Below are 13,141 nucleotides of genomic sequence, written 5' to 3' on the forward strand. Positions count from 1 at the left end.
CGGAGCCGATCGCGACCTGCGCCAGCGTCGCGGCGACGCCGGCCGCGGACCCGGCGGACGACCCGCACGGGTTGCGGTCGAGCACGTACGGGTTGTTCGTCTGGCCCCCGACGCCCGACCAGCCGGACGTCGGCTTCGCGGCGCGGAAGTTCGCCCATTCGGAGAGGTTCGCCTTGCCGAGGATCACCGCTCCGGCGTCCCGCAACCGGGTGATCAGCGTGGCGTCCTTCGCCGGGAAGCTGCGCAGGGCGCGCGACCCGGCCGTCGTCCACTGGTCGCGGGTGTCGACGTTGTCCTTGACCAGCACCGGGATGCCGTCGAGGGGGCCGCGCAGGTGGTGCGCGCGGCGCCGAGCGTCACTCGCGGCGGCCTGGCTCAGGGCCGCCGGGTTGAGCGCCAGCACCGCGTTGACCTTGCCGTCGACCCGGTGGATCCGGTCGAGGTAATCGCTGGTCAGGCCCACCGCGGTGAGCCGGCCGGACGCCATCCGCGCCTGCAGCGCCGGGATGTCGGCCGTGTCGAGGTCGAAGCGCGGCGGGGCTGCTGTCGCGGGTGCGCTCGTGACGAGCGCGAGCGTGGCGGCCAGGATCGCGAGGAACACCGGCCGCCGCCCCATCAGAGCACCGGGAGGAGCGTCCGGAGTTCGTACGGGGTGACCGCGCTGCGGTAGTTGTCCCACTCCACGCGCTTGTTCCGCAGGAAGAAGTCGTAGACGTGCTCGCCGAGCGCCTCCGGCAGGAGTTCGGACTTCTCCATCTCCGCCAGCGCCTCCCCCAGGTTCTGCGGCAGCTGCGCGTACCCGGCGGCACGCCGCTCGGAGTCGCTGAGCTGCCAGATGTTGTCCTCGGCCGGTGGCGGCAGCTCGTAGCCCTTCTCGATCCCCTTCAGCCCCGCGGCCAGGATCACCGAGTACGCCAGGTACGGGTTGCACGCCGAGTCCAGCGTACGGATCTCCACCCGTCGGGATGACGCCTTTCCGGGTGAATACATCGGGACGCGGACGAGCGCGGAGCGGTTCGCGCGGCCCCACGAGACCGTCGTCGGCGCTTCACTGCCGCTGATCAGGCGTTTGTAGGAGTTCACCCACTGGTTGGTGACCGCGGAGATCTCCTTGGCGTGGTGCAGCAGGCCGGCGACGAACGCCTTGCCGGTCGCCGACAGCTCGTGCGGGTCCTCGGCGTCGTAGAAGGCGTTGCGATCGCCTTCGAACAGGCTGATGTGGGTGTGCATGCCCGAGCCGGGCTGGTCGGTGAACGGCTTCGGCATGAACGTCGCGCGCACGCCCTGGGTCAGCGCGACCTCCTTGACGACGTAGCGGAACGTCATCACGTTGTCGGCCATCGTCAGCGCATCGGCGTAACGGAGGTCGATCTCCTGCTGACCCGGTGCCCCTTCGTGGTGGCTGAACTCGACCGAGATGCCCATCGCCTCGAGGGTCTCGATGGCGTGCCGGCGGAAGTGCGTCGCCGTCGCGTGGCTGGCCTGGTCGAAGTAGCCGCCGTTGTCCGCGGGCTCCGGCTCGCTGCCGTCGTCGGGCAGGTTCGCGAGGAGGAAGAACTCGATCTCGGGGTGCACGTAGCAGGTGAAACCCGCCTCGGCGGCCTTCGACAGCTGACGCCGGAGGACGTGCCGCGGGTCGGCCCACGACGGCGAGCCGTCCGGCATCGCGATGTCGCAGAACATGCGGGCCGAGTACGGGCCGCCGTCGGGGGTCTCCCACGGCAGGACCTGGAAGGTGGCCGGGTCGGGCTTGGCGACCATGTCCGATTCGTAGACGCGCGCGAAGCCCTCGATGGCGGAGCCGTCGAAGCCGATCCCCTCGGTGAACGCGCCTTCGAGCTCGGCCGGCGCGACCGCGACGGACTTGAGGAACCCCAGCACATCGGTGAACCAGAGACGGACGAAACGGATGTCGCGCTCCTCGAGCGTGCGGAGCACGAATTCCTGCTGGCGATCCATGGCCGCACCCTAACGACAGCGTGTTAACGGGATGTTTCACGACGCGCCGAGGGTGACGAAGTCACGTGGCGAGCACCGGAACGGGCCTCGCCGGCGTCGCGGTGATGCCGGCCCCTGGCCCGCAACGTCAGGGTCCCGGCAAAGTCGCGCGCTGGCGAGCGGGTGACCGGCCCGCAGGCTGGCTGCGTGCCTTGCCCGGCGTCGCGGGGATGTCGTGAATGGGTCATTCATGTCGTCTGGCGAGGTGAATGACTCATTCATGTCGTCGCGGATGGCCGGATCGGCCGTGCTGCCCGACTTTGCCGGGGCCCTGGCCCGCAACGTAGTGAACGACCCTTTCATCTCGTCGCGGGACGGTGAGCGAATCTCGCGAGCCGCGCCGAGGTGGGCTGAAGGGGACTTTCCTGCGATGTATTGAGAGGAAAGTCCCCTTCAGCCCACTACGGCCGGACGCGACTTTGCCGAGACCCTGTCGTCTGGCGAGGTGAACGACCCTTTCATGACGCGAAGTCACGTGGCGAGCACCGGAACCGGCTTCTTCGCCCGCGTGATGGCCAGCGACGCCGCCGACGCGAGCACCGCCAGGACCGCCGCCGAATACCAGGCCACGTTGTAGTTGCCGAGCTGATCGCGGACCAGGCCGGCGGCCGAGGCGGCGAACGCCGCGCCCAGCTGGTGGCTGGCGAAGACCCAGCCGAACACGATCGGGCCCGCGTCGCCGAACGCGCGGACGCAGAGCGCCACCGTCGGGGGAACCGTGGCCACCCAGTCGAGGCCGTAGAACAGGATGAACGCCCACATGCTCGGCTGGACCGAGTTCGTGAACAGCTGCGGCAGCAGCGCCAGGGACAACCCGCGCAGCGCGTAGTACACGCCGAGCAGGATGCGCGGGTCGACGCGGTCGGTGAGCCAGCCCGAGAAGATCGTGCCGACGACGTCGAAGACGCCGACCAGCGCCAGGAGGCTCGCGGCGGTCGTCTGGGGCATGCCGTGGTCGTGGGCGGCCGGGACGAAGTGGGTGCCGACCAGGCCGTTCGTCGTCGCGCCGCAGATCGCGAAGCCGACCGCCAGCAGCCAGAACGTGCGGGTGCGGGCCGCCTGGCGCAGCACCGAAAGCGCGCGGCGGACCGAGCCGGTAGTCGGGGCGGGGCGCGTGACCTCCGCGTCGGCGGGGGCGCCGTACGCCGTGGTGCCGATGTCGGCCGGGTGGTCGCGGATGACCAGCAGGACCACCGGGACGACCGCGAGCGCGGCGATCGCGATGACCAGCGACGCCGTCCGCCAGCCGGACGTCACCGCGAGGTTCGCGATGACCGGGAGGAAGATCAGCTGGCCGGTGGCGCCTGCGGCGGTCAGGACGCCGGTGACGACGCCGCGGCTGCGGACGAACCAGCGGGCCGCGACCATCGCCGCGAAGCCCATCGCCATCGAGCCGGTGCCCAGGCCGACCAGGACGCCCCAGCACAGGATGAGCTGCCAGCTCGCGGTCATGAACACCGTGCCGCCCGCGCCGAGGGCGATGACGAACAGCGCCGTCGCCGACACGCGGCGGATGCCGAAGCGCTCCATCAACGCGGCCGCGAAGGGCGCGAAGAGGCCGAAGAGCACCAGGTTGACCGAGACGGCCGAACTGATCGTGGCCGTGGACCAGCCGAACTCCTGGTGCAGCGGGTCGATGAGGACGCCGGGGGCGGCGCGGAAGCCGGCGGAAGCGAGCAGCGCGACGAAGGCGGCACCGGCGATGGGCCAGGCGCGGTGCAGCTTCGGGGCGGGACGGGTCTCAACAGTCACCCACGCAGTTTCACCGCGCGCGTGAGGCGCCGAAAGTGGCCGAGAGGACATCATCCGCAAGGATCGGGCCACGACTACTCTCGCGGCATGCCCCGCTTCGCCCTCCTGCTCGTGCTCCTGCTGACCGCCGGCTGCACCGGATCACCGGACACGCGAGGGCCCTTCCCCGCGGGCGGCGACCTGGTCCGCGACGCCGCGACGTCGTTCGCCGCGGTCCGGAGCGTGCACTTCGCGGCCGGCGTCAACGGCGTGCTCCCGGGCTTCCCGCTGCGGCAGATCGAGGGCGACGCGACCCTCGACGGCGGCAGCGGCGCGACCGGCACGGCCGACGTCCAGGTCGGCGACGGGCACACCAAGTTCCGCTTCACCGCGCGCAAGGACGAGATCACGACGGAGCCCGAGGTCGGGCGCCTGCCGGAGATGTACACCGTAGGGGCGTTCCTCGGGCCGTCCGCCGGGCTGAAGCGGCTCCTGGACGGCGTGACCGACGCCAAGACCGAAGGCAAGGAGAACGTCGACGGCGCCGCGGCGCTGCGCGTCGGCGGCAAGGTGCCCGCGGCCGTCGCGCACGGCGTGCTGCCGCAGGTCACCGAGGACGTCATCGTCAAGGTGTGGGTGTCGGCCGACGGGCCGCGGCGGTTCGCCCGCCTCTGGGCGCAGATCCCGCCGGCCGGCGACCACCTCAGCCCTGTGATGATCGAACTGTCGCTGACCAGGCAGAACGAGCCGGTCGACCTCGGCTAGCAGCGCGTGCTCGCGGCGGTGCCGCCGATCAGGTAGGCGATGCCCGCGCGGTCCACGCACACGTTGCCCTGGAGGAACACCGTGTGCTGGACGCCTTCGTAGGTGAGCAGGACGCCGTCGAGGTCCTTCGCGAGGGCCACGCCCTGGCGGTACGGCGTCGCCGGGTCGTGGGTGGTCGAGACGACCAGCGGTTTCGGCAGGCCGGGCGCGCGCGGCGGGTGCTCGGCCGACGTCGGCGGGACCGGCCAGGTCGAGCAGATGTCCAGCTCGCTCGTGTCGGGCGTGCCGCCGGCCAGGAAGGGCGCGCCGGCCAGCATCTCCCCGTGCGCGCGGTCGATCGCGGGCCGGTCGGTCACGCGGGCGTGGTCGACGCAGCGGACGGCGAAGTACGCGTCGATCGCGCCGCTGTAGTGGCCGTCGGGGTCGCGCTGGTAGTAGTCGTCGGCGAAGGCCAGCAGCGTCCGGCCGTTGCCCTTCGACACCTGCTCGAGCGCGGCTTTCAGGGCGGGCCAGTCGCCGCGGGAGTAGAGCCCGGCGAACGTCCCCGTGATGGCGTCCTCGAAGGACAGCTTCCGGGACCCCGCCGGGAGCGGCTTCGCGACCAGCGGACGCACGAGCCGTTGGAACGCTTCGGTGCTGCCGGCGAACGGGCAGGCGCACCACTTCGCGAACTCGTTCAGCGCGTCCTGGAAGCCCGCGGCCTGCGTGATCAGCGAGTCGACCAGGCTCTGCGCCGGGTCGATGGCGCCGTCGAGCAGCAGCGCGCGGACGTTGCGCGGGTACGCCTCGGCGTAGGCCGCGCCGATCTGCGTCCCGTACGAGTAGCCGAGGTAGGTCAGCTTCTCGTCGCCGAGCGCGGCGCGGAGGACGTCGAGGTCGCGGACGACGTCCCGGGTGCCGGCGTTGGCGAGGAACTCTTTGCCGTACTTCGTCGCTTCGGCGCACTTCGCGCCGTACGCGGTCGTCTCGGCGAGCTGCTTTTTCACCCCATCGGGCGACGAATCGCTCTCGATGTCCGACGCGCGGTCCGCGTCCTGCTCGGCGTCGGTGCGGCAGGTGATCCGCGGCTCGCTGGTGCCGACGCCGCGCGGGTCGAACCCGACCAGGTCGAACCGGTCGAGCAGGGGCGCGGCGGCGGGCGACTTCGCCAGCGACGCGGCCGTCGCCGTCCCCGAGCCGCCCGGCCCGCCGGGGTTGACGACCAGCGAGCCGATCCGCTGTTTCGCGGCCTTGTGCCGGAGCAGGCCCACGCGCACCGTCGGCCCGGACGGCTTGGCGTAGTCGAGCGGCACGGTCAGGTGCGCGCAGTCCAGCCCCTGCCCGCACGGCGTCCACGCGAGCTGCTGCGAGGTGAATTTCCCCAGGTCAGGGGGCGGTGGTGGCGGCGGCGCGGGTGCCGGAGCACTCGTGCACGCCGCCAGCACCAGCGCCAGTGCGGCGGCGCCTACTGCCCGGAGCACCGGGTCCCCTCCGACGGCACCGTGCCGTCGACGAGGTAGTCCACGCCCGCCTCGTCCACGCACTTCACGCCCTGGAGGAAGACCGTGTGCTGAGTGCCCTCGAAGGTCAGCAGCGCGCCCTTCAGGCCCTTCGCGAGGTTGACGCCGGCCTGGTACGGCGTCGCCGGGTCGTTGGTCGTCGAGATGACCAGCGTCTTCGCCAGGCCCTCGACGTTCGGCACGTGCGGCTCGGACGTGTTCGGCACCGGCCAGAACGCGCACGCGTCACGGGCCGCCGAAGCCGGGCGGCCGTCGTCGAGGAACGGCGCGACCTTCACGTACTCCTCCTGCGCCTTGAGGATGACGGCCGGGTCCGTGACGCGCGGGTCGTCGACGCAGCGGATCGCGGTGAAGGCGTCCTGTGTGGTGCCGTACTTGCCGTCGGTGTCGCGCTCGTTGTAGATGTCCGCGAGCTTCTCCAGCGTCGCGCCGCGCTGCTGCTTCAGCTCGTTGAGGCCGGAATTGAGGGTGTCCCAGAGGCTCTGCTGGTAGAGCGCCTGGATGACGCCGGTGGTGGCGTCCTCGTAGGAGAGCTTGCGGCCGTCCCCGACCGGCACCGGGAAGTCGATCAGCGGCCGGACGAGGTTCTGGAACGCCGTGACCGCGCCGTTCGGGTCACCGCCGAGCGCGCAGTCCTGCTGGGCGGTGCACCACTTGGCGAACTCGGTGAACGCCGTCCCGAAGCCCTGGCCCTGCGCGACCAGCGACTCGACGGCGTCCTGCTCCGGGTCGACGGCGCCGTCGAGGATCATCGCGCGGACGTTCTTGGGGAACGCTTCGGCGTAGGCCGACCCGATCCGGGTGCCGTAGGAGTAGCCCAAATAGGTCAACTTTTCGTCGCCGAGGACCGAGCGCAGGACGTCCAGGTCCTTCACGACGTCGCGGGTGCCGACGTTCGCCAGCATCCCGGCGCCGTCGTCGGTGCGCTGGGCGCACTTCGCGGCGAAGTCCTTTTCCTGCACTTCCTGCTTGAGCACCCCGGACGGCGAGCCGTCGGTCTCGCTGTCGTCGGCGCGGTCGGCGTCCCGCTCGGAGTCGGTCAGGCAGTGGATGGCCGGCTGGCTCGCGCCGATGCCGCGCGGGTCGAAGCCGACCAGGTCGAAGCGCTTGGCCAGGCCGCTGCTCGTGGCCGGTTTGACCAGCCCGGCGGCCGCGACCATGCCGGAGGCGCCCGGGCCGCCCGGGTTGACGACCAGCGACCCGATCCGGGAGCCAGCGTCCGAGGCCTTGTGCCGGAGCAGGCCCAGCGTGATGGTGTCCCCCGCCGGCTTCGCGTAGTCCAGCGGCACGGTCAGCCGGGCGCACTGGACGTCTTTCGCCTGGAACGCCGACCGCGAGTCCTCCGACGTCGCGTAAGGTGCGCAATCGGCCCAGGACAGGCTCTGGCCGTAGAACCGCTCCAGCCCGGCCGGCACGGGTCCGGACGGCGGGTGCGACTCCGTCGTCGGCGCGACCGGCGCCGGCTTGCCGGAAGACGTGCAGGCGGCCAGCGAGGCCGCGATCAGCACGGATGTCGCAATTGCGGTGATCCGGCGACGACCGGACCTGGCGCTGGGATGAGGGAACACGGTTGGATCGTCCCATCCGGCCGCGGAACTCGAACGCACCACCGTCGCGTTGGGTGGTGGAAGGCCGGTCGAGCGAGAGAGAACGGGAGACCAGGGGTGGCAGCACTGATCAGCCGGGTGGGCAAGAAGCTCCGCCGGATCATCCAGCGGCCGGGCAGCGTCGAGCTGACCCGCTACGAAGCACTGCTGCCCGCGGTCGAGAAGCTCGAACCCGAGCTCGAGAAGCTCTCCGACGCGGAGCTGACCGAGCGGGCGGGCGAACTCCGCGAGAAGCTGAAGGACACCGCGTTCGGCGACGACCAGCTGGTCGAGGTGTGCGCGCTGGGCCGCGAGGCCGCGCGGCGCGCACTCGGCGAGCGCGCGTTCGACGTGCAGGTGCTGGGCACGATGGGCCTGCTGACCAAGCACGTCGTGCAGATGGAGACCGGTGAGGGCAAGACGCTCGCCGGCGCGCTGGCCGCGGCCGGCTACGCGATCCGCGGAAAGCGCGTTCACGTCGTCACGGTCAACGACTACCTGGCCCGCCGCGACGCCGAGTGGATGGGCCCGGTGTACGCCCTGCTCGGCGTGTCGGTCGGCTGGGTCGAGCCCGCGCACTCGCGCGAAGAGCGCCGCGAGGCGTACGCCAAGGACGTCACGTACGGCGCCGTCGCCGAGATCGGCTTCGACGTCCTGCGCGACCGCCTGGTGACGTCGGTCGACGACCTCGTCCAGCCCGACCCCGAGGTCGCGATCGTCGACGAGGCGGACTCGGTGCTGGTCGACGAGGCCCGCGTCCCGCTGGTGATGGCCGGCTCGATCGACCACACCGACGCCGACGAAGAGGTCGCGAAGGTCGTCCGGCGGCTGCGCCTCAACCTGCACTACGAAACCGACAGCGAGGGCCGCAACGCCTGGCTGACCGACGCCGGCGCGTCCGTCGTCGCGAAGTCGCTCGGCCTGGAGGTCGACGACCTCTACGGCGAGACGGCTTCAGACCGGCTCCCCGCGGTGAACGTCGCCCTGCACGCGCACGCGCTGCTCACCCGCGACGTCGACTACCTGGTCCGCGACGGCAAGGTGCAGCTCATCAACGCCGCCCGCGGCCGCGTCGCCGAGCTGCAGCGCTGGCCGGACGGCCTCCAGGCCGCCGTCGAGGCGAAGGAGCAGGTCACCGCGACCGACCGCGGCGAGATCCTGGACTCGATCACCGTCCAGGCGCTGCTGGCGCGCTACCCCGAGGTCGCCGGCATGACCGGTACTGCGGTCGCCGTGGCCGAGCAGCTGCGCGAGTTCTACGAGCTCGAGGTCGCGGTTATCCCGCCGAACACCCCGAACATCCGCGAGGACCTCGAGGACCGCGTCTTCGCGTCGCCGTCGCAGAAGCTGCGGGCGATCGAGGAGGAGATCCGCACGGTGCACGAGACCGGGCGGCCGATCCTCGTCGGCACCCAGGACGTCGCCGAGTCCGAAGAGCTGGCCGAGAAGCTGGCGAAGGTCGACCTCGAGTGCGTCGTGCTCAACGCGCGCAACGACGCCGAAGAGGCCGCGATCATCGCCGAGGCCGGCAAGAAGGGCGCGGTCACCGTGTCCACGCAGATGGCCGGCCGCGGTACCGACATCCGGCTGGGTGGCACCGACGGCGCGACCCGCGAAGAGGTCGTCGAGCTGGGCGGGCTGCACGTCATCGGCACCGCGCGCTACCCGTCGAGCCGGCTCGACGGCCAGCTGCGCGGCCGCTCCGGCCGCCAGGGCGACCCGGGCAGCGCGATCTTCTTCGCCAGCCTGAACGACGAGCTGGTGCTGTCGAACGCGCCGGACGTGCCCGAGGGCATCGTCGACGACGAAGAGACCGGCGAGATCACCGACGGCGCGGCGCTGCGGCAGCTCAACCACGCCCAGCGCGTGGCCGAGGGCGTCGACCTGGAGATCCACCGCAACACCTGGCGCTACACGCGGCTGATCGAACGCCAGCGGCGTGACCTGCTGACCCACCGTGACAAGGTGCTTCGCACCGCGTACGCGGCGGAGCAGCTCGAGAAGGCGCACCCGGAGAAGTTCGGCGAGCTGAAGGAGAAGCTCGACGACCAGGACAAGCTGGAGCAGATGTGCCGCGAGGTGCTGCTGTTCCACATCGACCAGCTCTGGTCGGACCACCTGGCGTACCTGACCGACGTCCGCGAAAGCATCCACCTGCGGGCACTTGCCCGGGAGACGCCGCTGGACGAGTTCCACCGCGCGGCGATCCCGGAGTTCCACAAGATCATCGGCGAGGCCGACTCGCGGGCGGCGAAGACCCTCGAAGAGGCGGAGCTGACCGACGAGGGCATCGACCTCGGCGAGGCCGGGGTCCGGCGGGCGAACACGACGTGGACGTACCTGGTCCACGACAACCCGTTCGACTCGGACTTCGAGCAGACCATCAAGAAGGTCCGGAGCATGATCAAGCGGAAGTGACACCGGCACCGGGGCCCCCGCGCGGGGCCCCGGGTCAGTGCGGCGTCGTGACGCCGGAGATGCAGTAGGCGCCGTCGGTGCGCCGCACCCGCAGCGCGCCTTCCACGGACCGGCTGCCGACCTTGCCTTCGAGCGGGACGCTCATCTCGTTCGGCCCCGTCCGCACCGGCGTCCCGGCGGTCAGGTGCGCGTTCTCGCTGCCGAGCAGCTTCACGGACTCGGCGACGATTTCCGCGTTCGACGAGCACGAGGCTTCGCGCGCCTGCGCTTCGTCGTCGCCGAGGACGGCCAGGATGAACTGGCCGGCGGCGATGCTGCCCGAGTTCAGGTCGAGCGGCGGGCTGCCCGGTGTTTCCGGCTTGTCGTCGGAAACCAGGAAGCCCGGCGCGAGAAACCCGGTGACCAGGAAGACCACGACCAGCAGCAGGCCACCACCGCCCGCGAGCAGGCCGATGAGCAGGCCGTTGCCCTTCTTCGCCCGCGGGTACGTCATGGCTCTCCCTCGTCCGGTTCGTCCGGTCAGCGCAACGTACCCGGCGATCCGCACCCGACGTGGCGTTTCGCCCACATTCGCTCGGCCGGGCGGGTGGCCGTGGGACAGAATGGCGGCATGCCGCAACTGCGCATCGCGCTCGCCCAGGTCAACCCCACGGTCGGCGACCTCGACGGCAACGCCGACCTGCACGTCGACTGGACCCGCCGGGCCGCCGAAGCCGGCGCCCACGTGGTGGTCTTCCCCGAAATGTCCCTGACCGGCTACCCCGTCGAGGACCTTTCGCTGCGCCGCACCTTCGCCGAGGCCTCCCGCCAGGGCGTCGAGTCGCTGGCGCGCCGCCTCGACGACGCCGGGTGCGGCGAAGTGCTGACCTACGTCGGTTACCTCGACGTCGACGAGGCCGGCCCGCGCGACGCGGCGGCGGCGCTCTACCGCGGCGAGGTCGTCGCGCGGCAGTTCAAGCACCACCTCCCCAACTACGGCGTGTTCGACGAGCACCGCTGGTTCAAGCCGGGCACCACGCTCGACGTCGTCCGGTTCCACGGGCTCGACATCGGCATGGTCATCTGCGAGGACATCTGGCAGGACGGCGGCCCGATCTCGGCGCTCGGCCGCGCGGGCGTCGACCTCGTCGTGGCGCCGAACGCGTCGCCGTACGAACGCTCGAAGGACGAGCAGCGGCTGCCGCTGATCGCCCGCCGCGCCGCCGAAGCCGGGGCGCCGCTGGTCTACACCAACCAGATCGGCGGCCAGGACGACCTCGTGTTCGACGGCGACTCGCTCGTCGTCGCCGCGGACGGCGCGGTCGTGGCGCGCGCGCCGCAGTTCGTCGAGCACCTGCTCGTGCTGGACATGGACCTGCCGAAGACCGGGTACGCGGGCGACGGTTCGTACGAGGGCCTGGAGGTCCGGCGGCGAGTCCTGAGCGACGAACCGCTGCCGGCCTACGAGCCGACGGCCGAGCCGGTCATCTGCGAACCGCTTTCGGACGAGGCCGAGGTGTGGCACGCGCTCGTCGTGGGCTTGCGCGACTACGTGCACAAGAACGGCTTCTCGTCGGTGATCTTCGGTTTCTCCGGCGGCATCGACTCGGCGGTCTGCGCGGCGCTGGCGGCGGACGCGCTGGGCGGCAACAACGTCTACGGCGTCTCGATGCCGTCGAAGTACTCCTCGGGCCACTCGAAGGACGACGCGGCCGACCTGGCGCAGCGGATCGGCGCGCACTACCGCGTCGAGCCGGTCGAGGACATGGTCCGGGTGTACGTCGACCAGCTTTCCCTGACGGGGCTGGCCGAGGAGAACATCCAGGCGCGGACGCGGGGCATGCTGCTGATGGCACTGTCCAACCTGGACGGTCACCTGGTGCTCGCCACCGGAAACAAGACCGAGCTGGCCGTCGGGTACTCGACGATCTACGGGGACGCGGTCGGCGCGTTCGCCCCGATCAAGGACGTCTTCAAGACGCACGTGTGGCAGCTGGCCCGCTGGCGCAACGCCGAAGCGGTGAAGAACGGCGAGACCCCGCCGATCCCGGAGAACTCGATTGCGAAGCCGCCGTCGGCCGAGCTGCGGCCCGGGCAGGTCGACACCGACTCGCTGCCGGACTACGCGCTGCTCGACGACATCCTCGACGACTACGTCGAGGGCGACCGTGGGTACGCCGACCTGATCGAGGCCGGGTTCGACGCGGAGACCATCGACCGGGTGGTGCGGATGGTCGACAGGGCCGAGTACAAGCGGCGGCAGTACCCGCCGGGCACGAAGATCACTTTCAAGGCTTTCGGGCGCGACCGGCGGCTCCCGATGACCAACCTGTGGCGCGAGGGCAAGGCCTAGCCGGCTACTCGGCGCGGAGGTCCGGCTGCCGGGGCGCCGCGGCCAACGACATGAATGAGTCATTCACTTCGCCAGACGACATAAATGACCCATTCACAACATCCCCGCGACGCCGGACAGACCACGCAGCCAGCCCGCGGCCGGTCACCCGCTCGCCGGCGCGCGACTTTGCCGGGGCCCTGTCGTCTGACGAGGTGAACGACCCTTTCATGGCATTGCGAGCCGGACCGCCCCCGTCGTTCATGACGTTCAGCTGAGCGCGACCTGGCGGCCTTCCGGTGTCCGGAGCGCCGCCGTCAGGGTCGCCTTTTCCGCGCGGCGGACCAGGAACTCCAGGCCGAGCGCTTCCGTCGCCGTGTGGACGGACGCCGGGTCCGGGTGGGTGGCCGTCACCATCAGCAGGGGCAGGGACGGCAGGCCGCGCGTGGTCGGGTGCGGCGTGCTGCCCCAGTCGATCAGGAACGGGCGGAGCGTGCCCGGCTCGCTCGGCGGGGTCAGGCGCCAGCGCAACGTTTCGCCGTCGGCCGTGGCGCGGGACATCTCCTGCGCGTCGCCCGGGTCGAAGCCGTGGGCGCGGGCCCGTGCGATCGTCGCGTCGAGGTCGGTCGTGCGGACCGCCCACGCGACCAGTGCGGGCTCGGTGAGGTCGTCGATGTCGAACGGGCGCGGGACGTCCGGGTCCGGCTGGGCCGGGTCCGGGCCGATCACCTCCAGGTACATGCCCGCGCCGAGGTCGGCGAGGTGGTTGGCGGTGCCGAGGCCGACGTGGCTGCCGCCCGGCGCCGGGGTGACCCCGGTCAGGTCGGCGACGC

At 71.3% G+C, this 13,141-nt stretch carries 10 protein-coding genes (1 of these 10 running past the window's edge); 3 read left to right on the forward strand and 7 right to left on the reverse strand.

Annotation, left to right across the window (positions count from 1 at the left end):
- The 3 genes from G3I65_RS14835 to G3I65_RS14845 form a co-directional block, all read right to left on the reverse strand.
- Positions 1-616, reverse strand: the 5' portion of a protein-coding gene (locus G3I65_RS14835) for an amidase (RefSeq protein WP_160696624.1). Its footprint begins 941 nt before the window's first position; the window shows 616 of its 1,557 coding nt (coding positions 1-616); its start codon is at positions 614-616; its stop codon lies off the left edge, out of view.
- Positions 616-1,959 carry a type I glutamate--ammonia ligase gene (gene glnA / locus G3I65_RS14840; protein WP_125306968.1) on the reverse strand — a complete coding sequence of 448 codons (1,344 nt, stop codon included), beginning with the start codon at positions 1,957-1,959 and terminating at the stop codon, positions 616-618. Before glnA ends, G3I65_RS14835 begins: the two co-directional genes overlap by 1 nt.
- Before the next feature lie 510 nt (positions 1,960-2,469).
- Positions 2,470-3,750 carry an MFS transporter gene (locus G3I65_RS14845; protein ID WP_160696625.1) on the reverse strand — a complete coding sequence of 427 codons (1,281 nt, stop codon included), beginning with the start codon at positions 3,748-3,750 and terminating at the stop codon, positions 2,470-2,472.
- An 87-nt stretch (positions 3,751-3,837) separates the two neighbouring features.
- Here G3I65_RS14845 and G3I65_RS14850 point away from each other — a divergent pair, with 87 nt between their 5' ends.
- Complete coding sequence (locus G3I65_RS14850; protein ID WP_160696626.1) at positions 3,838-4,494, forward strand: LppX_LprAFG lipoprotein; 657 nt, start codon at positions 3,838-3,840, stop codon at positions 4,492-4,494.
- Here the strand turns inward: G3I65_RS14850 and G3I65_RS14855 are convergent.
- Together G3I65_RS14855 and G3I65_RS14860 are read right to left on the reverse strand one after the other, a co-directional pair.
- Positions 4,491-5,954: an alpha/beta hydrolase gene (locus G3I65_RS14855; protein WP_160696627.1), complete on the reverse strand. Its 1,464-nt coding sequence runs from the start codon at positions 5,952-5,954 to the stop codon at positions 4,491-4,493. The two genes, G3I65_RS14850 and G3I65_RS14855, sit on opposite strands and share 4 nt — an antisense overlap.
- On the reverse strand, positions 5,939-7,501 hold the full coding sequence (locus G3I65_RS14860) for an alpha/beta hydrolase (RefSeq protein WP_160696628.1): 1,563 nt from the start codon (positions 7,499-7,501) through the stop codon (positions 5,939-5,941). The genes G3I65_RS14855 and G3I65_RS14860 overlap by 16 nt, the downstream gene beginning before the upstream one ends.
- A 156-nt stretch (positions 7,502-7,657) precedes the next feature.
- On the opposite strand from G3I65_RS14860, the gene secA2 reads away from it, so the two are divergent.
- The gene (gene secA2, locus G3I65_RS14865; RefSeq protein WP_160696629.1) at positions 7,658-9,997 is read left to right on the forward strand and encodes an accessory Sec system translocase SecA2; all 2,340 of its coding nucleotides are present in this window, start codon (positions 7,658-7,660) and stop codon (positions 9,995-9,997) included.
- 34 nt (positions 9,998-10,031) lie between these two features.
- Here the strand turns inward: secA2 and G3I65_RS14870 are convergent, their stop codons facing one another.
- Positions 10,032-10,490: a hypothetical protein gene (locus G3I65_RS14870; protein WP_160696630.1), complete on the reverse strand. Its 459-nt coding sequence runs from the start codon at positions 10,488-10,490 to the stop codon at positions 10,032-10,034.
- Positions 10,491-10,607: 117 nt separating this feature from the next.
- Between G3I65_RS14870 and G3I65_RS14875 the strand changes: the two genes are divergently transcribed.
- Entirely contained in the window at positions 10,608-12,329 is a 1,722-nt protein-coding gene (locus G3I65_RS14875; RefSeq protein ID WP_160696631.1) for an NAD+ synthase, read from the forward strand.
- Positions 12,330-12,578: 249 nt separating this feature from the next.
- Here G3I65_RS14875 and G3I65_RS14880 read toward each other — a convergent pair.
- The coding region (locus G3I65_RS14880) for a VOC family protein (protein ID WP_160696632.1) at positions 12,579-13,141 on the reverse strand (563 nt) is incomplete at its 5' end.

Source organism: Amycolatopsis sp. SID8362 (genome assembly GCF_010550475.1).
In the GTDB taxonomy this organism is placed as follows: Bacteria; Actinomycetota; Actinomycetes; order Mycobacteriales; family Pseudonocardiaceae; genus Amycolatopsis; species Amycolatopsis eburnea.

Coding starts and splice junctions, on each gene's coding strand:
- glnA (WP_125306968.1), bottom strand. CDS start 1,959: ATGGATCGCCAGCAGGAATTCGTGCTCCGCACGCTCGAGGAGCGCGAC.
- G3I65_RS14875 (WP_160696631.1), top strand. CDS start 10,608: ATGCCGCAACTGCGCATCGCGCTCGCCCAGGTCAACCCCACGGTCGGC.
- G3I65_RS14850 (WP_160696626.1), top strand. CDS start 3,838: ATGCCCCGCTTCGCCCTCCTGCTCGTGCTCCTGCTGACCGCCGGCTGC.
- G3I65_RS14870 (WP_160696630.1), bottom strand. CDS start 10,490: ATGACGTACCCGCGGGCGAAGAAGGGCAACGGCCTGCTCATCGGCCTG.